This window comes from Elusimicrobiota bacterium (assembly GCA_016182905.1).
GTDB lineage: Bacteria > Elusimicrobiota > Elusimicrobia > UBA1565 > UBA9628 > GWA2-66-18.
Window position 1 is genome coordinate 34,489 of record JACPFR010000041.1, and the last position, 21,121, is coordinate 55,609.

At 67.9% G+C, this 21,121-nt stretch carries 18 protein-coding genes, 2 tRNA genes and 1 pseudogene; 7 read left to right on the plus strand and 14 right to left on the minus strand.

Annotated elements, in window-relative coordinates; translation table 11 throughout:
• The first annotated feature begins 1 nt into the window (after position 1).
• Both HYV14_12970 and HYV14_12975 read left to right on the plus strand, forming a co-directional pair.
• Complete coding sequence (locus tag HYV14_12970) at positions 2-1,297, plus strand: (Fe-S)-binding protein (protein ID MBI2386900.1); 1,296 nt, start codon at positions 2-4, stop codon at positions 1,295-1,297.
• A complete protein-coding gene (locus HYV14_12975; protein MBI2386901.1) occupies positions 1,287-2,483 on the plus strand; it encodes a GAF domain-containing protein in 1,197 nt (398 codons plus the stop codon). The genes HYV14_12970 and HYV14_12975 overlap by 11 nt, the downstream gene beginning before the upstream one ends.
• Positions 2,484-2,487: 4 nt before the next feature.
• Here HYV14_12975 and HYV14_12980 read toward each other — a convergent pair whose 3' ends face one another.
• Positions 2,488-2,949, minus strand: coding sequence for a DUF2721 domain-containing protein (locus HYV14_12980; GenBank protein ID MBI2386902.1), 462 nt, complete (start codon positions 2,947-2,949; stop codon positions 2,488-2,490).
• Between the two features lie 42 nt (positions 2,950-2,991).
• Here HYV14_12980 and HYV14_12985 point away from each other — a divergent pair.
• Positions 2,992-3,065 (plus strand) — tRNA-Gly (locus tag HYV14_12985).
• 21 nt (positions 3,066-3,086) lie between these two features.
• Positions 3,087-3,539 carry an SRPBCC family protein gene (locus HYV14_12990; protein MBI2386903.1) on the plus strand — a complete coding sequence of 151 codons (453 nt, stop codon included), beginning with the start codon at positions 3,087-3,089 and terminating at the stop codon, positions 3,537-3,539.
• Here HYV14_12990 and HYV14_12995 read toward each other — a convergent pair.
• The 4 genes and pseudogenes from HYV14_12995 to HYV14_13010 all read right to left on the minus strand — a co-directional run bounded on the left by HYV14_12995 (position 3,536) and on the right by HYV14_13010 (position 5,419).
• Complete coding sequence (locus HYV14_12995) at positions 3,536-3,952, minus strand: hypothetical protein (protein MBI2386904.1); 417 nt, start codon at positions 3,950-3,952, stop codon at positions 3,536-3,538. The two genes, HYV14_12990 and HYV14_12995, sit on opposite strands and share 4 nt — an antisense overlap.
• Positions 3,953-4,021: 69 nt before the next feature.
• A pseudogene (locus HYV14_13000) lies at positions 4,022-4,105 on the minus strand (SEC-C domain-containing protein).
• A 354-nt stretch (positions 4,106-4,459) separates the two neighbouring features.
• Positions 4,460-4,549: transfer RNA gene (locus HYV14_13005), tRNA-Ser, on the minus strand.
• A 69-nt stretch (positions 4,550-4,618) separates the two neighbouring features.
• Complete coding sequence (locus tag HYV14_13010) at positions 4,619-5,419, minus strand: hypothetical protein (GenBank protein MBI2386905.1); 801 nt, start codon at positions 5,417-5,419, stop codon at positions 4,619-4,621.
• A 173-nt stretch (positions 5,420-5,592) separates the two neighbouring features.
• Between HYV14_13010 and HYV14_13015 the strand changes: the two genes are divergently transcribed.
• Positions 5,593-6,690 carry an NrdH-redoxin gene (locus HYV14_13015; protein MBI2386906.1) on the plus strand — a complete coding sequence of 366 codons (1,098 nt, stop codon included), beginning with the start codon at positions 5,593-5,595 and terminating at the stop codon, positions 6,688-6,690.
• Positions 6,691-6,745: 55 nt separating this feature from the next.
• Positions 6,746-8,638 (plus strand): glutamate synthase, encoded by a 1,893-nt coding sequence (locus tag HYV14_13020; protein MBI2386907.1) that lies wholly within the window; start codon positions 6,746-6,748, stop codon positions 8,636-8,638.
• Positions 8,639-8,755: 117 nt separating this feature from the next.
• Here the strand turns inward: HYV14_13020 and HYV14_13025 are convergent, their stop codons facing one another.
• Entirely contained in the window at positions 8,756-9,454 is a 699-nt protein-coding gene (locus HYV14_13025) for a hypothetical protein (GenBank protein ID MBI2386908.1), read from the minus strand.
• 137 nt (positions 9,455-9,591) lie between these two features.
• Here HYV14_13025 and HYV14_13030 point away from each other — a divergent pair, with 137 nt between their 5' ends.
• Positions 9,592-10,008 (plus strand): hypothetical protein, encoded by a 417-nt coding sequence (locus tag HYV14_13030; protein ID MBI2386909.1) that lies wholly within the window; start codon positions 9,592-9,594, stop codon positions 10,006-10,008.
• A gap of 6 nt (positions 10,009-10,014) precedes the next feature.
• Here HYV14_13030 and HYV14_13035 read toward each other — a convergent pair whose 3' ends face one another.
• From HYV14_13035 to HYV14_13070, 8 genes are read right to left on the minus strand one after another with little or no spacing between them, the layout of a single operon-like run.
• On the minus strand, positions 10,015-10,947 hold the full coding sequence (locus tag HYV14_13035; GenBank protein MBI2386910.1) for an acyltransferase: 933 nt from the start codon (positions 10,945-10,947) through the stop codon (positions 10,015-10,017).
• Entirely contained in the window at positions 10,944-12,209 is a 1,266-nt protein-coding gene (locus HYV14_13040) for a hydantoinase/carbamoylase family amidase (protein ID MBI2386911.1), read from the minus strand. The genes HYV14_13035 and HYV14_13040 overlap by 4 nt, the downstream gene beginning before the upstream one ends.
• On the minus strand, positions 12,194-13,447 hold the full coding sequence (locus tag HYV14_13045) for an amidohydrolase family protein (GenBank protein ID MBI2386912.1): 1,254 nt from the start codon (positions 13,445-13,447) through the stop codon (positions 12,194-12,196). The genes HYV14_13040 and HYV14_13045 overlap by 16 nt, the downstream gene beginning before the upstream one ends.
• The gene (gene xdh / locus HYV14_13050) at positions 13,447-15,999 is read right to left on the minus strand and encodes a selenium-dependent xanthine dehydrogenase (GenBank protein MBI2386913.1); all 2,553 of its coding nucleotides are present in this window, start codon (positions 15,997-15,999) and stop codon (positions 13,447-13,449) included. The genes HYV14_13045 and xdh overlap by 1 nt, the downstream gene beginning before the upstream one ends.
• The gene (locus HYV14_13055; GenBank protein MBI2386914.1) at positions 15,999-17,441 is read right to left on the minus strand and encodes a pyridoxal-phosphate dependent enzyme; all 1,443 of its coding nucleotides are present in this window, start codon (positions 17,439-17,441) and stop codon (positions 15,999-16,001) included. Before HYV14_13055 ends, xdh begins: the two co-directional genes overlap by 1 nt.
• Positions 17,442-17,495: 54 nt before the next feature.
• Positions 17,496-18,734: a threonine synthase gene (thrC, locus tag HYV14_13060; protein MBI2386915.1), complete on the minus strand. Its 1,239-nt coding sequence runs from the start codon at positions 18,732-18,734 to the stop codon at positions 17,496-17,498.
• A gap of 27 nt (positions 18,735-18,761) precedes the next feature.
• Positions 18,762-19,451, minus strand: coding sequence for a nucleotide-binding protein (locus HYV14_13065; protein MBI2386916.1), 690 nt, complete (start codon positions 19,449-19,451; stop codon positions 18,762-18,764).
• 50 nt (positions 19,452-19,501) lie between these two features.
• A complete protein-coding gene (locus HYV14_13070; GenBank protein ID MBI2386917.1) occupies positions 19,502-21,109 on the minus strand; it encodes a hypothetical protein in 1,608 nt (535 codons plus the stop codon).
• Positions 21,110-21,121: the final 12 nt, after the last annotated feature.

Sequence of the window (21,121 nt, forward strand, 5' to 3'; positions counted from 1 at the left end):
TATGGCCGAATCCCTCGGACGCCTCATCACGGACCTCGGGGAGCGCTCCCTGTACGACTCGGTGGCCCAGTGCTCCCGCTGCGGCTACTGCGAGCAGGCCTGCCCCACCTACGTCGCCACCGGCGACGAGTCCAGGTCTCCCCGCGGCCGCAACCAGATCGTGCGGCTGATGATCGAGGGGAAGCTCGACGATCCGAAGGCCGCGATGGAGGCATTGTCGACGTGTCTGACGTGCGGGGCCTGCACGACGGCCTGTTACGCGAAGGTTCCCGTCGTCGACATCGTCCTCGAGGGAAGGCGCATGCTCCGGGGCGAGACGCATTGGCTCGTGAAGGCGGCGTGCCGGATCATGGTGACGGGTCCCCGGCTCTTCGCCGTCCTGTTGAAGATCGGTTTTCTGTTCAAAAAGTCCGGCCTATCGGCGTTGGGGCGGCCGGCGCTGCGCGCCGCCGGACTGTCCGTCCTCGCCTCGATGGACGAGCACACGGCCGAATCCCCGTTCTGGAACCTCGACGACCTGACCCACAAGCGCGAGGACCCGGAGTCTCCCGCCTACCGCTACTTCGCTCCCTGCGGCCCCCGCTATCTGTTCCCGCGCGTCGGCCAGGCGACGATGTCCGCTCTGGACGCGCTGATGGGCCAAGGGGCCTACCTCGACAACCCGTGCTGCGGCCTGCTGGCGCACAACTACGGGGAGCTCGAGGACGCCCGCGCGCTCGCCAAAAAGAACATCGAGCACGCGGAGAAGCGGCAGGACGCGGCGCCGATCATCGGCGACTGCTCCTCGTGCGTGGCCTTCCTCAAGTCCTATCCCCAGCTCTTCCTGAGGCCGGAGGACGCGCCTTGGCGGACGCGCGCCGAGGCGTTCTCCAAGCGCGTGCGCGACGCGATCGAGGTCTACGGCGAATGCGCCGACAAGCTTCCCGCCGCCGTCGCGGAGGGCGTCGAGACCACGTACCACGATTCCTGCCGCGCGATCAATCCTCAGGGGATCAAGACCCAGCCTCGTCTCGCCGCCAAGAAGGCCGCGGGCGCTTCCTACTGCGAGATGGCCGGCGCCGACGCCTGCTGCGGCGGCGCCGGGGCGTTCGCTTTCGTCCATGAGGAACTCTCCGAGGAGCTTCTCAAGAAGAAGATCGGCAACGCCGCGGCCGTGCAGGCGGGGCTCGTCCTGACGAGCTCGACTTCCTGCCTCATCCAGCTTGCCCGGGGTTTGAGGAAATACTATCCTGACGCCCGGGTGCTCCATCTCTCCGAGTTCGTCGCGGGGGCCCTCGAGAAAAAACATGGGGCGTAGACAAGAACTGGAGCAGCGGCAGTCCCTTTTGGCCCGGTTCGGCCGCATGGTCGCGGCGGAAACCAGCCTCGACACCCTCCTGACGATCATCGCCGAGGAGGTGCGCAACATCCTCTCCGCCGACCGCTGCTCGGTGTTCCTCGTCGACTTCTACAAGGGCGAGCTGTGGACGAAGATCGCGCTCGGCATGGAGGAGAAGGTCCTTCGCATCCCGATCGGCCAGGGCATCGCCGGCTTCGTTGCGCGCACCGGCTCCGCGGTCAACATCCGCGACGCCTACAAGGACACCCGCTTCGCCCAGGACCTCGACCGCATCACCGGCTACCAGACCCGCACCGTGCTCGCCGTGCCCCTGCGCGGCCGCGACGGCAAGGCCCTCGGCGTCTTCGAGGTCCTGAACAAATCCAGAGGTTCGTTTACCGAAGAGGACGAGGGGCTGCTGCGCATCCTCGCCACCATGGCCGCCACCTTCATCGAGAACGCCACCCTCTACGACGACCTGCGCCGCTCGCACCTCGAGACCATCTACCGCATGGCGCTCGTGGCCGAGTACCGCGACCAGGAGGACACCGGCCGCCACCTGCGCCGCATGAGCCGCTTCTCCGGCATACTCGCCCAGGGCATGGGCCTCTCCTTCCTCGAGGCCGAGGAGATCCGCTACGCGGCGCCTCTGCACGACATCGGCAAGGTCGCCATCCCCGACTCGATCCTCCGCAAGCCGGCGAAGCTCACGCCCGAGGAGTTCGAGGAGATGAAGAAGCACACGATCTACGGCGCGAAGATGCTGGCCAACGCCGAGAGCCGCCTGCTGCGCCTGGCCGCGAAGATCGCCGTCGGCCACCACGAGTGGTACGACGGCACCGGCTATCCGTACGCGCTCAAGGGCGACGCGATCTCGATCGAGGCGCGCATCGTCACCGTCGCCGACGTCTTCGACGCGCTGTCGTCGAAGCGCGTCTACAAGGGCGAGTGGAGCGTGTCGGACGCCGTCAAGTACATCCAGGAGAAGTCCGGGAAGCAGTTCGACCCGAAGGTCGTCGCCGTCCTCGTCGAGAAGCTCGGGGAGATCCTCGAGGCCCGCGACGAGGAGAACCGGCGCATGGTCGAAGACGAGGCCGCCTCCCTCCAGCAGCACTTCCCGCTCCCGCAGCCCACGACGCCGCCGCCCGCCCCCAAGACCGCCTAGGCGCTCAACGCGCCTTCAGGTGGGGGGACAGCTCGATGTCGAGCGCGCGCAGCCCCAGCGACAAGTCGAGCAGGAAGTACGCCACTCCGGCCATCAGCGCGAGCACGTCGAGCGCGAAGACGGTCACCGCCAGGCCTCCGACGGGCCAGCCCGCCAGGATCTTCAGGAAGAGAAGGAAGACCATCAGGCACGACAGGAATAGGCTCGCGCCGTAAAACGTGATGCAGGCCTGCAGCCAGTGGGCGCGCTTCTGCGTGATGACGAGCTGCTCATGGAGCGCCTCGCGGCCGGCGGCGGCCGGGTTCCCGAGCTCGCGGCCGAGCGAGCGGCAGCGGTCGATCGCCCGCCCCAGGCGGCTCGTCGCCGGGCCGAGCAGGAGCCCGACGGCCGTGACCAGCACGGCGGGGGAGATCGCGAACTGGAGGACGCGCGCCAGCGTCTCGGGGTCGGCCTCGGGAAAGCTCATGTTGCCCCATCCTACCAATTCTTGCTATGATGGTCGGGAACCGCGGGCGTGGTTCAATGGTAGAACGGGTCCTTGCCAAGGATCAGACGGCGGTTCGATTCCGCTCGCCCGCTCCAATTTTCTCCCCCTCCCGAAACATGCTGAACGTCAACCGCCGCATCCTCATCAGCGCTCCCTACGAATCGGTCCGCAGCTACCTGCGCGATCTCTCCGAGATCGTCCATTATGAACCCAAGGTCGACTCCATCTCGGTCTCCTCCGAGGGCGAGGCTGCCGAGGCCGCCGGCCATTTCTTCGGGATGCCGTGGCACGGCACCTTCCGCTTCGACTTCGAGCCGGACGGCGGCTACCGCGGCGTCATGCTCTCCGGCCCGCTCAAACGGATGGAGTGCCGCATGCTGATCCGTCCCGTCAACGGCGGCACCATCCTCGAGCACGACGAGGAGTACGAGCTGCCCCTCTTCCTCCGCCCGCTTCAGCCGATGGTCCGCCGCTGGCTGAACCACACCCTCGAGACCGAGCTCGACGTCATCAAGGAGCGCGCCGAGGCCCTCAACCGGCGCATCCAGCTCAAAGTCCTCGAGTCTTAAGCGGCGATCAGCCGATAAGCGCGCTCGAAGACGAGCGCGCCCGCCGCCCACGCCGGAAAGAAGTCCAGGCGCACGAGGCTCATGACGGCCCATTTGCGGCCGCGGTACTCGGGCTCCCACGGCGCCTCGCCGACCGCCGCGCGCAGCGCGAGGCCGGTCAGCAGCTCGCAGATCATGATGACCGCGGCGTAGAAGGCGGCGCGCAGCGGCCACGCCCATCCCCCGACGAGCGGCAGCAGCAGCCGGAACCCCGGGTACAGCAAGGCGTATATGGGGAACATCCACACATAGGAATATCCCAACAGCCGCCGGTCGCGCTTGCCCGAGGTCAGGGCCGTGAAGACCACCTCGGCCGCCACCCCCACGCACGCCAGGAGCATCGTTCTCTCGAGATGGATCATGGTGTCAGGCATTCCGCTTTTTTCAGTTTTCCCTGGTCGGACCGGTCAAAGTGAAAAAAGCGGAATGCCTGACACCAATATTCAGGCGCCGTGGCACTTCTTGAACTTCTTGCCGGAGCCGCAGTGGCAGGGGTCGTTGCGGCCGACCTCGGGCCCGGTCTTCACCACGGTCACGCCGGGCTTGTGCGCCTCTTCCTCGAAGTCGCCCTTCTCGACGCGGTCCTTGTTCTTCTCGAGCCAGGCCTGGACGGCCTTCATGTCCTTGATGTCGACGCCTTCCTTCTGCATGTGGCCGGCGAGGACGCGCAGCTGCTTGAGGAAGGCCGGGTCCTTCCACTTGCGGAAGAAGGTGCCCATCATGCCCTTCATCTTGGGATCGTTGGCGATCTCGGGGGGCAGGGGCGGCATGCCCGCGGGCATGCCGGGGATCGAAGCGCCGCCCTGGACGGGGGCGGGCTCCTCTTTCTTGAACGGGTTCTTTATCTTGGGGAGCCAGGACATGGTGTCACCTGAAAAAAATGGCGGAAGGGGAGGGATTCGAACCCTCGAGGGACTTGCATCCCTGGCAGTTTTCGAGACTGCTACCTTCAACCGCTCGGTCACCCTTCCGTGTACGCGCGCGAAGAGCGGTTGATGAGGGATTTTAGCATACCCGCGAGGGGCGGGGCGCGCCGAGGATCAGCGGGGCGTCAGCGTGCACTCCAGCTCTTCGTCCTGCGAGGCGCTCCAGTCCCCGTCGTACTGGCAGGTGTGGAGGTTCGCCTTGAACTTGCCGGAGGAGCGCAGGGCGGCCTGGGGCAGCTGGAGGACGTCCTCGCCCCAGTAGCCGCGCGGGGTGACCTCGTAGTTGAGGCTGCCCTCGTACGCCGCGGGCAGGGCGTCGCAGCGGGAGTCGATGGCCGAGCCGAGGCGCGGGCTCGCTCCCTCCGCGCGGGAGGTCTTGAGCGCCAGCATGCCGAGGTCGAGCTCGCCCGTGAAGGCGGAATCGGCGCTCTTGCCCGTGCAGCGCAGGGCGGCGGTCTTTGGCTGGGCGGCGGGGCAGGCGTCGTAGGCGATCGCGCCGGTCTTGAAGCGGACCAGGTCCTCGCAGCGGACCGAGTGGGCGGCCACGGCGCTCGTCACCTGGTAGGTCTTGAGGTCCACGCGGTCCACGTCCGCGCAGATGTCGCAGCTCTCGTAGTAGTAATACGCCGCGGAGTCGGTCAGCAGGACGAGCGAGACTCCGACGGAGCGGGACGCGGAGTAGCCCACGGCCCCGAAGCCGCGGAAGGGCTTGCCGTCCGCGGCCGAGAACACCGGAGACGCCCACTTCATGGATCGCGTCAGGGCCGCCTCGCAGACCGGCCTCTGGGGGAAATCGCCTTCCTTTGCGCGGGCGGGCGCGGCGGCGAGCGCCGACTCCAAGGTCGCGACCTGGGCGGGAGCGCGGAGCGGGAAAAGAGCGGCGGCGGCGGCGACGGCGCAAAGGGTCTTCTTCATCGGAGGGGGCTCCATTCGGTCGGTTGGTCGGCGATAAGACATTCTACAGGCGATCGCTCTTGCCCGTGCGACGCGGGCGTGACGATCGCCGCGGGCTTTGGGCCTCCGGCGTTCAGGGCCTTAGGTCCTAGGCCGGCGCGCGGATGGCAAGAACGTCGCACCTTATTCTCCTCATGGCAAGGCTCGCGATCATCCTGGCGCTGGCGCTCGCGGGCTCGGTCCGGTCGGCTGAAGCCCCGCCCGCCGTCGAGGCCTTCACCCGTCCGGGCTGCCCGCACTGCGCCCGGGCCGCGGTCTGGCTGTCCGGGCTCGAGTCGCGGCGGCCGGGCGTGCGGGTCGTCCGGCACGACATCGCGAGCGACCCTCTCGCGGCGGCGCGGCTCGTGCGCCTGTCGCGCCGGGACGGTCATCCGGGGGCGCTCGTGCCCTCGTTCCTCGTGGGTGAACGGCTCGTCGTCGGCTTCCGCGACGGGGACACGACCGGCCGCCTGATCGAGGACCTGCTTTCCGGCGCGGCTCCCGCGTCGCCTGAAGAGGTGGTGCTGCCGGTGCTCGGCCGCGTCAGCGCGGCGCGCTCCGGCCTGCTCGCCTTCACGCTCGCGGTCGGGCTGGCCGACGGCTTCAACCCCTGCGCGATGTGGGTGCTGCTCTTCCTGTTGTCGCTGCTCGCCCACGTCCATAGCCGCGCCCGGATGATCGCGATCGCGGGGACCTTCCTGTTCGTGAGCGGCGCGGTGTACTACCTGTTCATGACGGCCTGGCTCGGGGCCTTCCTCGCGCTGGGAGATTCCCGGCCCCTTCAGGCGGGATTGGGATTGCTGGCGCTGGCGGCCGCGGCCATCCACCTCAAGGACGCGCTGGCCCCCGGCGCCGGCCCGAGCCTGAGCATACCCGACTCCGCCAAGCCGGGGATCTACGCCCGCGTCCGCGAGATCGTCACGGCCCGGAACCTGCCGGCCGCGCTGGCCGCCGCCTGCGCGCTCGCCGTCGGGGTCAATCTCGTCGAGATGCTGTGCACGGCGGGGCTGCCCGCCATCTACACCCAGGTGCTCGCCTCCCACCACCTCGGCTTCTGGGAGCGGCAGGGTTACCTGCTGGTCTACATCGCCGCCTACATGCTCGACGACGGACTCATGACCGCGGCGGCCGTGGCGACCCTGTCGACGGCGCGACTGCAGGAGCGCGGAGGCCGGATCCTTCAGCTGGTCAGCGGCGCCGTGCTCGCGGCGTTGGGGCTGGCTTTGCTGTTCAAGCCGGAGTGGCTGAGCTGATGCCGCGGGCGGTTTTCCCGGGTGTACAATATCCCAGAATGAGAGGGTCGCTCTGATGGCCGATTTCGTCCCGCAGCCGCTCGGACGGCTGGCCGCGCGCATGTTCCGCGAGCTCGAGCTCAAGGACGCGATCTTCGACCTTCCTCGCCGCTCCTTCTTCATGGGGGACCCGAAGAAGGACTTCTCCGTCCGCTTCCACGGCATGACCGCCTCCTCGCCGCTGGGGCCGGCCGCGGGGCCGCACACCCAGCTGGCCCAGAACATCGTGCTGGCCTGGCTCGGCGGCGCGCGGATCTTCGAGCTGAAGACCGTGCAGGTCATGGACCGCCTCAAGATCCCGCGGCCGTGCATCGACATGCGCAACGTGGGCTACAACGTCGAGTGGTCCCAGGAGCTGCGCGCCGAGGAGTCGCTCGACGAGTACGTGAAGGCCTCGATGCTCATCGACCTCTTGAAGGCGAGCGGGAAGATCCCGCTGGCGCCCGGCTTCGACCGTTCGGTGTTCGACCTGAGCGTCGGCTACGACCTGAAAGGGGTGAAGAGCGACAAGGTCCGGACCTTCATCGCCGGCATGAAGGACGCGGGCGCGGTCGTCGCGCGCCTGCGCGCGGAGCTGCCCGAGAGCCTGCGCCGGACCGGGTTCTCGACGAGGATCTCCGGCTCGGTCACGCTCAGCACCTTCCACGGCTGCCCGCCCGACGAGATCGAGGCCATCGCCGACTTCATGATGTCGGAGCTGGGGCTCGACTGCATCATCAAGCTCAACCCGACCTTGCTCGGCCCCAAGGACCTGCGCGCCTTGTTCAACGACGCGTTGGGCTACGCCGACATCGCCGTTCCGGAAGAGGCCTTCGCCAAGGACGCGACCTGGGAGCAGGCCTGCGGCTTCGTGACGCGCCTGTCGGCGAATGCCAGGACGCTCGGCCGCGGCTTCGGGGTCAAGTTCAGCAACACCCTCGTCGTCGAGAACAAGGAGGGCTTCCTGCCCGCCGCGGAGAAGACGATGTACCTCTCGGGGGCGCCGCTGCACGTCCTGGCGATGACCTTGGTCGGCCGCTTCCGCGAGCGCTTCGGCGACTCGGTGCCGGTCTCGTTCTCGGCGGGCATCGACAAGACGAACTTCCCGGACGCCGTCTCCCTCGGCCTCGTGCCCGTGACGGTGTGCAGCGACCTGCTCGCCCCCGGCGGCTACGGGCGGCTCAAGGGCTACTCCGAGGAGCTGGCCCGGCGCATGGACGCCGCCGGCGCCGCGACGATCCCGCAGTTCATCGCCAAGACCCGAGGCGGCTCGGTCCTCGCCAATACCAAGGCCTACGTCGCCGAGGCGACGAACGACCCGCGCTACGCGAAGGCGAAGAACTCGGCTTTGCCCAAGAAGCTGGGCACCCACCTGGTCCTCTTCGACTGCGTGACGTGCGACAAGTGCGTCCCGGTGTGTCCCAACGACGCCAACTTCACCTACGTCCTGCCGCGCGGCGAGGTGCCCGTCGTCAAGCTCCGGCGCGAGGGCGGCTCCTGGACGAGCCGGACCGAGGGCTCCCTGCGCTTTGACAAGAAGCACCAGCTCGCCAACTTCGCCGACTTCTGCAACGAGTGCGGCAACTGCGACGTGTTCTGCCCCGAGGACGGGGGACCGTACATCGTCAAGCCGCGCTTTTTCGGTACACGTGGATTCTGGGCGCAAAGCAAGGAGCGCGACGGATTCTTCATCGAGAACGGCGCCGTGCTCGGACGCTTCTCGGGGCGGGAGTACGGCCTGACTTTCCGCGACGGCGAAGCCGAATACTCGGGGCCGGGGTTCCGGGTGACCTACCGCCCCGAGGACCCGGCGGGCACCGCGCGGGGCGCGGCCGAGGACGAGGTGGACCTCACCTACGCCCTGATCATGGACCTCCTGCGCAAGGCGCTCCTGGCGCCCGACGCCGTGAGCTACGTCAACGCCGGCTAGTCCGACCGCCCGTCGGTGCTATCTCCGGCCTGACTTATCCACGCTGTTCACGGCGGCACTGTCGTCAACGACAGTCGAACCACGCGGCCAGGAAACGGCGCTCCAGCGGCGGTTGGGCTAGCGCAGGCCGGCGGAGCTGCGGATGTCCCGTTCGTCGAGCAGGAAGATGACGAAGCGCTTGTTGGCCGCCTCGACCGCCGGGCTCTCCTTGAGCTCGTAGAGCTCGGGGAGGTTCTCGGCCTGTCCGATCTTGTACAGGGCCATCTGTGCCGCGTCGGTCGCCCAGGCGCCCATCGCCTCGGAGACGGCGGGGACCTTCAGGCCCGCGAGGCCCTCGATGACGGGCAGGTTCGACGGCTCGCCGCCGAGCTCGACCCAGACGCGGCCGGCCGTGCCGCGGACCATGTAGGACCGCTCGGCGCTGGCGGGCATGTCGGCGTACATCAGCGCCGCGGCTTCCTTGGCGATGAGCGGGCCGTACACGCGGGGGTAGGCGGGGAGCGAGGGGGCGAGCCAGATCGTCGTCTTGCCGGAGCGGACCGTCACGCTGACGGCCTCGGTCTGGACGTCGGTGCCGAGCTTGACCTCGATGCCCTTGTCGTTGAGGTAAGCGACGACGCGGCCGCCGGCCTCGGGGCCGTCGTTCATCGCGACGAGGGCACGCTCGATCGCGGCGATGGACTTGGCGCGATCGACGGCCTGCGCGGCCTTCCTCGATTCGAGGTCCTGGAGGTGGTTCTCGAAATCGATCTCGGCGGCACGGTCCTGGGCGGCGGCGGGGACGGCGAGGATCAAAGCGAGGATCGCGTACTTCAAGAGGGGCCTCCTTGCGGCGATGAGGCATTGTACCCTGTCCCCCGGGGCGCGCGCGCGGGCCTTGCGGCCCAGCCCGTTCCTGCCAAAGGTCCCAGGAAGGCCGGTTCGTTGCTCCAATGAACGAGGGGGGTGAGCCCATGACCGGAAGAATCGTCGTGCTCATTCTGGCGGCGGCGCTCGCGGCGTGCCAGACGCCCCAGTCGCGCATCAAGAAGAACCAGGCCGCGTTCGACGCCTACCCGCCGGAGGTCCAGACGGCCATCCGGGAGGGCCGGGTGGAGGTCGGCTTCACGGGGGAGCAGGCCGTGATGGCCCTCGGCAAGCCCACCCGAGTCTACTCGCAGAAGACGGCCGCCTCGAGCCAGGAGGTGTGGGAATACGGCAGCGGCGGCGGCTCGAGCGTGGGGTTCGGCTTCGGCATGTCCAGCATGGGAGGCGGCAGCGGCTACGGCACCGGGATCGGCGTCAACTCCGACGTCTCGGACCCGCGGGCGCGGACGCGCCTGATCCTGGAGAGCGGCAAGATCGTCACCATCGAGCGCCGCGAGAAGTGACGAGCCTCAGTAGATCTTGGGCCGGACGTCGCGCTTGAGGTCCCAGCCCGACGGGTCGGGCTTCTTGAGCGACCCGAGGTCGAGGTCGGCGATCACGAGGTCCGGGCGCGGGGAGCGGTTGGAGACCTTTTCGCCGTCGGGGCCGGCGAAGTAGCTCGCGCCGAAGTAGGGCTGGTTCCACGGCTTCTCCTCGCCGCGGCGGTTGGAGCCGCCGATGAAGAGGCGGTGGCGGCATGCGTCGACGAGGAATTCCTGATTCCATAGACGCCGCGATTTGGCCCCGAAGGTGACGGCGGGGGAGAACACGAGCTCCGCGCCCGCCTCGGCCAAGGCCGCGACGACGCCCTCGAAATGGCGGTCGTAGCAGATGGCCACGCCGACCTTCCCGACCGAGGTCTTGAAGACGGGAAAGTAAGGGTTCTTGCCGAGTATCTTCGGCGATCTCTTATTCTGCGGCCCTTCGCTGCGTCCGTAATAATACGTCTCCGCGAACTCGCCCTGCTCGTTGGCGCCGCAGGGGATGTGCGTCTTGCGGTACTTGCCGATGATCGTCCCGTCGGCCTCGATGACGACCGCGGTGTTGAAGCGCTTCTTCGACTCGGCGTCGAGCTCGTAGATCGGCGCCACGACGACGATGCCGTTGTCCCTCGCGGCCTCGGCGAAGGCGTTCACGCTGGGCCCCGTCGCCGCGTCCTCGGCCATGGCCAGCCACATCGGGTCCTTGGTCATGGCGAAGTACGGCCCGGTGCACAGCTCCCCGAGGCAGACGATCTTCCCCCCGGCCTTCGCGGCGACGCGGATCAGGCCGGCGTTGTGCTCCACGTTCGCGCCGCGGACCGCGTCGAGGCGGCGCTTGAGCCCCCGAAGGTCCTTCACGGACTCCGGCATGTCCGGGTACGCGTTGACCGTCTGGATCATAGCCGCGCGGACGAGGCTCATCGCGTTTCCTCGGCCAAGGCGAGGGCCGCGCCCAGAAGGACGTTCACGCCGTTCGCGCACTGCTTCAGCGTCGAGAACTCCCGCGGGTTGTGGCTGATCCCGTCGTACTCGCCCGGGACGAAGACCATCGCCGTCTTGCACACCCGGCTCCACTCCTGGGCGTCGTGGCCGGCGCCGGAGAGGATGGGCTCGTGCGACAGCCCCAGACGGTCGGCCTGGGCGGCGATGAGGGACTGCACGGACGCGTCGAAGGGCACGTGCGGGGTCTTGGCCGTGCGGCGGCTGGTGATGGTCACGCCGTCCCGTTTGGCGACCTCGCGGCACAGGGCGGCGAAGTCCTTCTCCGCCTTCTTCATCAGCGCGTCGGAGGGGTTGCGCAGGTCCACGGAGACGATCGCGCGGCCGGGCACGACGTTGACCATGCCCGGGACGTGGCGCACCGCGCCCATCGCCGCGCGCATCTCGCGGCCGTAGCGGCCCGAGGCCGTCATCTCGCGCAGGGCGACGTTGAGCCGGGCGGCGGCCAGGCCCGCGTCGCGGCGGAAGCTCATCGGCGTGGTGCCCGCGTGGCAGGACTTGCCGATGATGGTCAGCTCCTGCCACGAGATCGCCTGCACGCCCATGACGACGCCGCAGTCGAGGCCTTTGTGGCGGAGGATCGGGCCTTGCTCGATGTGGCACTCGACGTAGGCGTGGGGCGCGAGCTTGCCGACCGGCTCGGTCCCGAGGAAGCCGATCTTCTCGAGCTCGCCCTTGACGGTCAGGCCGTCGCGGTCCTGGAGGGCGTAGGCCGCTTCGAGCGGCAGGCGGCGCGTGGCCACGGCGCTGCCCAGCATGTCGGTGCCGAAGCGGCAGCCCTCCTCGTCGGTGAAGAAGCCGACGATCAGCGGGCGGCGCGTGACGACCTTGGCGTCGTTGAGCGTGCGCACGACCTCGAGCGCGCCGAGCACGCCGAGGCAGCCGTCGAAGCGGCCGGCGGTGGGGACGGAGTCGATGTGCGAGCCGAGCATGACGGGGGCGAGATGATCCTCGAGGCCGCGGCGGCGGCCGTACACGTTGCCGATGCGGTCGATCGTCACGTGCAGACCGGCCTGCCGGAACCATTTCACGACGAGGCGACGGCCCGCGCCGTCGGCGGCGGTCAACGCGAGGCGGTTCACACCCATGATTCCGGTGCGTTCGTCCTTGTAGGCGCCGATCTTCCCGAGCTCCGACAACGAGGAATAGAGCCGCTTGCCGTCGATGCTCAAAGCCTTCGCCATAACCTCTCCGTCTGCTTGAGGGTGAAATCCCGGACCTTGTCCTCTCTCACCGTCGTCATCCGTCCGCGCCGGACGATCACCTTCCCCTGGCTGACGACGCTGTCGACATGTTTGCTCGTGAGGCCGTACAGAAAATGTCCCGCGGCGTTTTGGGCCGTCACCGGCGTCGGAGGCCGGTAATCGAGGATGACGAGGTTGTTCTCCCCGTCGCCCGAGAATCTGTTCTCGGCGATGTAATCGTGAGCCCGCCGCAGGCGCCGGTACGCCGCGAGCGGGGACAGCCCGCCGCGGGGCTGGGCCGCGAGATACGCCGCGCGCGCCGAGGCGAGCATGTCGCCATGCATCCCATCGGTCCCCAACAGGAGGCGGTCGCCCAATCCCTTGGGGTCGAAGCCCCCGACGGCGTTGTTTTGGTTGCTCTCTTCGTTTTGAACGAACCACGAACGGCTGGAACGGAAGAGGGCTCGTTCCGCGGCGTTCAGGTGAAGACCATGCACGAGCAAGGTTTTCGGGGACTCGAGTATGCCCGTGCGCGCGAGGCGCTGAATGACGCGCATCCCGTGCCGGCGCTGGCAGTCCTGTTGATCGTCGACGGCTTCGGCGACATGGATATGGATGCCGCTGTTGTGGCCGATGGCCATCGCGATGGCGCGGTACAAAAGATCGTCGCCGACGGTGAAGGACGCGTGAAGGCCCACGAGGCCTTGGCGCTTGCGCAGGTAGCGATCGGTTTCTTCGAGGCCCGCCTCGCGCTTGGCCTTCCCGTCGCGGTCGGAGAGCTCCACGCACAGCAGATGGGAAAGGCCGATCTCGTCGAGGGCGTCGGCGATGATGTCGAGGCTTCCTTTGACGGAGTTTGGAGACGAATGATGATCAATAATAAACGTCGCGCCGGCCTTCGCCGCCGCGATGCCGCCCGCCATGGCGCTGGCGCGGATCATGTCCTTGTCGAGCCGCTTGTCGAGGTTCCACCAGACGAGCTTGAGCATGTCGGGGAAATTCCTCGGGGCGCGCTTCGCCGGCGGCATCCCGCAGGCGAGGGCGGAGTAGAGATGATGATGCGCGACGACGAAGGACTTGGTGACCAGCCGCCCGGAGCAGTCGACGGCCCTCGCGCCGCGGGGGATCCGCGGGATGAAGCGGGACTTCCCTTGAGAGCCCGGCTCGACCGCCAGATGGCCGCGGCGGACCTTCAGCGTGCGCCAGTCGACGAACGACGCGTCCCGGAGGTAGAGCATCAGTCCTTCATGGGCAAGGTGCGCCGGCGCTTGCCGTCGAACGCCCAGAGGGCGTTGGCCACGGCTCCGGCCGTCGGCACCAGGCCGATCTCGCCCACGCCCTTGGCGCCGTAAGGGCCGAGCGGGTCGGGGACCTCGACGGCGATGACGGTGAGCTTCGGGGTCTCCTTGGCGCGCAGCACGCCGCAGTCGCGCAGCTTCGTCGACTTCGGGCGGCCGTTCTCCATGACCAACTCCTCGCTGATCGCGTAGCCGAGGCCCATGTGGAGCGACCCCTCGATCTGGCCTTCGAACAAGGTCGGGTTCATGACCTTGCCCGCGTCATGGGCGGCGATGAGCTCTTCGACGCGGCCGTCCTCGTCGACGACGGCGACCTGGGTCGCGTAGCTGTAGGAGTAATGGGTGACGATCGGCTTGCCGTGGGTGTCGTAGCCGGGCTTGGTGGTCCAGTCGCAGACCCACTTGCCGCGGTAGCGGCGTCCGGCCATCGCGGCGAGGCCGTCGCGCTTGAGGTCGCTCTTGAACGCCCTGCAGGCGTCGATGAGCGCGTTGCCGACGAGGCTCGTCGCGCGGGAGGCGGTGGTCATGCCCGCAGGGGCGCCGTCGCTCGTGCGCGCGCGCACGGAGAGCTTGTCCGGGGCCAGCCCCGTCTCGGAGCAGACGACCTGCACCGCGATCGTATCCACGCCCTGGCCCATCTCGGTCCAGCCGTGGTGTATCTCGACGCGGCCGGCCGGGAGGACCACGAGCTCCACCTCGGAGAAATCGGGCATGCCGTTGCCGATGCCGGTGTTCTTGATGCCGCAGCCGATTCCCGCGTGTTTCGCGGCCTGGAAGCGGTCCTTCACCGCCTCGAGCGTCGCGCGCACGCCGACGCCGCCGGTCAGAATCTGACCGGTCGAGGTGGTCAGGCCGTCGACCAGGGCGTTGTCCCAGCGGAACTGCCAGCGGTCGAATTTGCCTTTTTCGCAGAGCTCATCGACGGAACACTCCATCGCGAAGGTCGCTTGATTCGCGCCGAAGCCGCGCATCGCGCCGCAGGGGACGTTGTTGGTGATGACCGCCGTCGCCTCCACGTCGACATGGGGCACGCAGTAGCCGCCGGTGGAGTGTCCCGCGGCCCGCTCGAGGACCTTCATGCCCACGGACGCGTAGGCGCCGGAGTCGCCGTAGATGCGCGCATATAACGCTTTCAGCTTTCCGTCCTTCCCGCAGCCGAGTTTGTATTCCATCCGCAGCGGGTGACGCTTGGAGTGCATCAAAATGGATTCTTCCCGGGTGATCTCGAGCTTGACGGGCTTGCCGAGGAGATGCGCCGCCAAGGCCGCCTGGCTTTGCGCGAGCATGTCTTCCTTCCCGCCGAATCCGCCCCCGTTAGGCACCAGCACGACATCCACTTCCGTTTCTTCGACGTTGAGCATGGCCGCGAGCTGCTTGCGGTCCTCGTAAATCCCTTGGCTTTGGGTGTAGACGATGATCCGCCCGTCCTCGGGCAAGGCCAAGGCGGCCTCCGGCTCCATGTACGCGTGCTCGATCCACTGCGTCTGGTACACCGCCTCGTGAACGAAGTCGCACTCGGCCAAGGCTTTTGTCGCGTCGCCCTTCTTGGCTTTCGAGACGCTCAATACGTTGCCTTTGGGCTGGAGTTTCGGGGCCCCCGGAGCGAGAGCCGAGGGCACGTCGAGGACAGGCGTGAGGACCTCGTACTCGACCTTCACGGCCTTCGCGGCGGCCTGGGCGTGGGCGCGGGTGTCGGCCACGACCAGGGCCAGCACGTCTCCCACGTAGCCGGTGATCTCTCCGGCGGCGACCATCACGGGCCAGTCCTGTATGATCGAACCCTGCAAACGGCGGCCCGGGATGTCGGCCGCGAGGAAGACCTTGGTCACGCCCGTCATGGCCGACGCGGCGGAGGTATCGATTTTGAGCACCTTCGCGCGGGGATGGTCGGAGAGGCGCACCGCCGCGTGGAGCATGCCGGGGACCGTCATGTCGGCCACGTACGGCCGGCGGCCCAGCACCGCGTCCTTGATGTCGTACTTGGGCAGGCGCGTGCCGACCGGGCCCGCTCCCTCGGGCGGCGCCGAGGGCTTGCCGGTGCGCAAGGTCTTCGCCGCGTCCGCGATCGAGGCGACGATCTTCTTGTAGCCGGTGCAGCGGCACAGATGCTGGTTCAGGCCGCGCTCGATCTCGTCGTGCGTGGGCTCCGGAGTCTTCTTGACCAGGTTCCAGGCCCGCATCACGATGCCCGGGATGCAGAAGCCGCACTGCGCGCCGCCGTTGTGGGCGAAGGCGTCGGCGAAGGCGTCCTGCGCGGGCTTGCCCATGCCCTCGGTGGTGACGACCTCCTTGCCTTCGACCTGCTTCATCGCGGTCACGCAGGACAGCACGGCCTTGCCGCCGAGCTCGACGGTGCAGCAGCCGCAGGCGGCCTGGGGGGAGCAGCCGTCCTTGGCGGAGATGACGCCTTCCTCGTCGCGCAGCCAGCGCAGCAGCGAGCCCTCGGGCGCTCCTTTATATTCCTTCTCGACGCCGTTGAGCTTGAACTTCATCAGTCGAGGCCGGTCCTCGCGTTGAACTCTCCGATGAGCTTGTCCCACTCCTTCGCGCTCGCGAACGTCTCGGCCCAGAACTCGGGGTCCCACAGGCGGCGCAGCTCGTCGGAGGTCCGTCCCTGCTGCTCGACCCAGGTGAAGTACTTGAGGTTGTGCAGGGCCTTGCGGTCGCGGTAGTTCAGCTCGCGCAGGTTGTCCGTGTTCGCCCCGCGCATGCGGCGGTCCATGTCCATCGCCGCCTGCAACGGCGTGTACTTGCCATGGGCCTCCTCGAGCTCGACGAGTCGGGAGCCGTACAGGTCCACCGAGTCGGTGAAGATGGTGAACACGACGTCGTCCTTGCCGAGCTCGTAGTACTTGGCGAGCTTGACGGCGGAGAGCATGTTGGAGATGCCGGAGATGCCGAGCAGGCCCAGGTTCTCCACGGCGGCTTTGTCCACGCCCTCGGTGAGCAGGTGCTTGCGGCCCGCGGGGTCGTTGAACAGGCGCAGCAGGCGCATGCAGTCCTCGTCGTCGATGGCGACGACCATGTCGGTGTTGCGCACGTTGTGCACCCAGGGGATGTGCTTGTCGCCGATGCCCTCGATGCGGTGCTCGCCGAAGCCGTTCATGAACAAGGTCGGGCACTGCTGGGCCTCGGAGGCGGCCACGCGCACCGCCGGGAACTTCGTGCGCAGGTAGTCGCCGGCGGCGATGGTGCCCGCCGAGCCGGTGGCGGAGACGTAGCCCGCCAGGCGGCCGTTCTTGCCCTTCACCTTCTCGAAGACTTCCTCGATCGCCCCGCCGGTCACGTGGTAGTGCCAGGTCGGGTTGCCGAACTCCTCGAACTGGTTGAAGATCACGCAGTCCTTGCGCGTCTTCTTGATCTCCCAGCATTTATCGTAAATCTCTTTGACGTTGGATTCCGTTCCGGGCGTCGCGATGACCTCGGCCCCGATGGACTTGAGCCACGCGAAGCGCTCCTTGCTCATGCCCTCGGGCAGGATCGCCACGGCGGTGCAGCCGAGCAAAGCGCTGTCGAACGCCCCGCCGCGGCAGTAGTTGCCCGTCGAAGGCCACACCGCTTTCTGGGACGTGGGATCGAACTCTCCCGTCACGAGGCGGGGGGCGAGGCAGGAGAAGGCCGCGCCGACCTTATGGGCGCCGGTGGGGAAGTGCTTCCCGACGAGGCCGATGACGCGGGCGTCGATGCCGGTGATCGACTTCGGTATCTCGAGATAGTTCACGCCGCCGAAGAGGCCGGTCTTGGCGTCGTTCTTCCAGGTGATGCGGAACAGGTTGGCCGGGTCGAGGTCGTTCATGCCGACCTTCTTGAGGCGGGCGTGGGCCGAGGCGGGAGCCTTGGAGGGATCCTTCATCTGCGCGAAGGTGGGGATGACGACGCCGCGCTCCTTGCACAGCTTGGCCGTCTTCTTCAGCACCGCTTCGTTGATCTTCATGGATCTCCCTGACGCAGCTGTTTCCGGAAACAGTCGACTGACGGTACCGTCAGTTTAAGAAATCTTCTCGCGAGCGGCCACGCGCCGGACCGAGGCCATGCTCGTCCCCACCTCGTGTGGCCGTCCCGCCGCCTTCATCGCGCTGCCGACGTCCTTCAAGCCGCTGCCCGTGATCACGATCACCGCCGTGTCGTTCTCGCGGACCTTTCCCGACGCCGCGCACTTGGCCAGGCCGGCGTAGGCGGCCGCTCCGGCCGGCTCGGCGAAAACGCCGGCGCCCCGGGCGACCGCCGGTATCGCGGCGAGTATCTCGCGGTCGGTCACGGTCACGGCGAAGCCGTCGGACTGCTTGAGGGCATGGACGGCGGCCGCGCCGTCGCGGGGGATGCTCACCGAGATGCTGTCAGCAACAGTCCTGCCACTCGCCGCGCGGATGGGGCCGCCGGATCTCCAGGCGTCCGCGACGGCCGCGCTGCCCTCGGCCTGCACGGCGACCATCCGGGGCAGACTGTCGATGAGGCCGAGCGCGTGGAATTCGGCGAAGCCTTTCCAGAGGCCGCTGATGATGTTCCCGTCTCCGACGGAGACGAACACGAGATCGGGGACCTTCCAATCCAGCTGCTCGCAGATCTCGAAGGCGCAGGTCTTCTTGCCCTCGCGGGTGAAGGGGTTGTAGCCGGTGTTGCGGTTGTACCAGCCGAACTCGTCGCAGGCCTGGCGGCACAGGTCGAAGGCCTGGTCGTAGGTGCCGTCCACGCTGAGGACGGTCGCCCCGAAGACGAGGAGCTGGGCCAGCTTGGCGGGGGGCGCGGTCCGGGGCACGAAGATGACGGGCTTGGTCTCGCGCTGGGCCATCATGCAGGCCAAGGACGCGGCGGCGTTCCCGGTCGAGGCGCCGGCGACGGTCTTCTCTCCGGTCTCGAAGGCGCGCGCCGCGACGACGGCGCTCGCCCGGTCTTTGAAGGAGGCCGACGGGTTGCGGCCGTCGTCCTTCAGGTACAGGTGCTTAAGCCCGAGTCCGGCGCCGAGCTTTCGGGCGTGGTAGAGAGGCGTCCAGCCGGCGGACACGGGCGGAATTCCCGTTCTGCCGTCGAGCGGCAGGATGTCGAGGTAGCGCCAGAGGCTGCGCTCCGGATCGGCCTTCAGCGACTTCCGGCCTATCCGTTTTCGAAGGGCCTTGTGATCATAGACGACCGAGAGGTTCCCGCCGCAGCGCGGGCAGACGTATTTCGCGTCGGACAGGCCGCACTGCGACCCGCACGCGACGCAGCGGAATCCCTCGATCTTCTTCATGACCTCTCGACGACGGTGCGGCTCGCGCTACTTGACGAGGACGGCGTCCTCGAGGGCCACGGGGAACTTGTACATCCCTCCGAGGTCCTTGTTGAGCACGACCTTGCCCTTCACGGTGATGACCTGGCCGACGGCGGACTCGTCCTTGAGGATGACCGTCAGGTCGTCGCTGCCGTCCTTCGCCTTGCCGGAGCCGTCGCGCAGATGGGCCCAGTTGCGCTCGAGGATGCCGGAGTTGTACTTGACGACCTTGCCGGCGACGGCGACTTCCTTGCCGGCGAGGGCGGCCTTCTGCGCGTAGACCTCGCCGATGGTGCGGCCGTCGGGGCCGGCTGCCTTCTCCACCTTGATCGGGCCCTTCACCTCGGCGCGGCCGCCGTGCGCGCCCGCGGGCGCGCCCTTCGAGGCTCCGGCGTGCGGGTCCGCGGGGGCCGCGGCGTCGCCGAGGGTGCCGAACGCGATGACGTCGAACTTGCGCTTCAGGGACGGGCTCTCGAAATCCCGCATGTCCATCGCGTTGGTCACGGTCGCCGCGGCGCCCTTCTTGACGGTCGCCTTGGCGACGGCGGCCCATTTCTTCTCGCCGGCGGGGGTCTTGATGAGCAGATAGGTGTAGCCGCCGGCGTCCATGGTCTCGACCACGGTGCCGGTCAGGTCGCCGGCCGAGGCGAGGGGGAAGAGGGCGATCACGGCGAAGACGGCCAGAAGAAGTTTCATTGAGTCCTCCACGGGATTATAGCGGCATCATAGCAATCGGAGCGGGCGTCTCATAGCGTGCGGGACAAGGTGACGCTGATGTGGGAAAACGACGACGGCAAGGGGGTGGCGGTGTAGGTGTATTTGAGGGCGAGGCTGGTCTTGCCCATGGCGTAGGTCAGGCCGGCGGTCGTCGTATACTGCTCGATCGCGGCGAAGCTCGCGTCGGCGTTCAGGCTCAGGCCCCAGAGCGTCGCGTAAGTCAGCGCGCCGGTGAGGTGCTTCGAGTCGTAGACCGTCCCCTCGGTAGTCCGGGTCTCGCTGAAGCTTGCCCCCAGGCTGGTGTTCAGGCGCGGGGCGGGCGTGGCGGAGGCGTTCAAGTTTACCTGGTCGCTGTCCGATCCGCCTCCCGTGGCGTAGGAGCGGTCGCGCGCGTGGTCGTAGCGCAAGGTGGTCTCGCCGCCGCCGTATCGGCGGGTGCCGCCCAGGCCGGCGCGGCTGCTGCGGTGGCCGGCCGGGGCGTCCGCGGTCAGCGGGATGGATTCGTTGGTGTTCAGGTCGGCGAAGAAGTTGAGCGTCTTGCGGGGCCTGAGGTCCAATCGGGTTCCCAGGGAATCGCCCAGGGAGGCGGCGCCCGAGGCCGAGCGAGACCATCCCGCGAACCCGTTGAAGGCCGTCAGAAGCTTCCCCTCGCGGAAGGCGAGGCTGAGATAGGGGGAGACGCTGGCCCGGCGCGTCGCCAGGCCGCGGCCGGAGGCCCCCGCCGCCGTGGAGTTGACGAAGTTGCCGCGCCGGACGGGACGGCTGCTGGTGATGAGCATGGAATGAGACATGTCGTGGGTCCTTCGCAGGAGGTCCCGCCGCGAGTCGTTGGTGTAGTTGAGCGAGTGCTTCCAGGCCCCGGCCCTGACGTCGTTCGTCCTCAGGCTGACGAAATTGGAGAGCGATTTCGACTTTGTCGCGCCGTCGGTCGCGAAGCGCAGGTATTCCGTGTGCAAGGTCAGGTACTGCAGCCGAAGACGCTTGAGATTGCTCAGGCCGTAGTCGAGGGAGCCTCTCTGAGTCGTCGCGAGAGGGGAGGGCAGGACGGCGCCGGGGTCCTCGGTCCGCTGGCGCTCCTGATTGAGGCGCAAGCGCAGGCCCCGCAGCTGGTAGGAGAGGTCTTCGCTCATGAGGGTCTGGCGCTGATCGGTGGAGACGTCTCCGAAGGCGTTCTTGATCCGGTTGTATTGCCTGTTGGCGTTGATCGCGGGAAGGCGGGGCAACGAGAGGCCGGTGCTGTACCCCCAGAAATTATTCGTGTATCTGCTCTCGGGGCTGCCCAGGTATTTCGTGCTCTGGACCGAGTAGTTGGGAGCGAAGCGGACATAGCGCCGGACGTCGTGATGGAATAAGTCCAGCGAGGCGTTGCCGCCGATGACGCGCTGGCCGGTCGCGCCGGTATTCACCGTGGAGTTGATGTTGGAGCCCTCGGAGTATTCTCCGCCGGCGGCGAAGGTTCCTAAGTAGGGGTGCAGCAGGTTCCCGCTGAGGTTCAGGCCGTAGGCCTGGCCCCAGGAGGAGAAGCGCCCCCTCCCGGAAGGGTCCCGGGTCGTGATGTCGTTGAAGTTCCAGCTCATCGATCCCGAGCGCGTGAGCGCGCGCGCCGGTCCCCCCGCCAGATTCAGCAGAAGGACCAAAGCGGCTGCCCG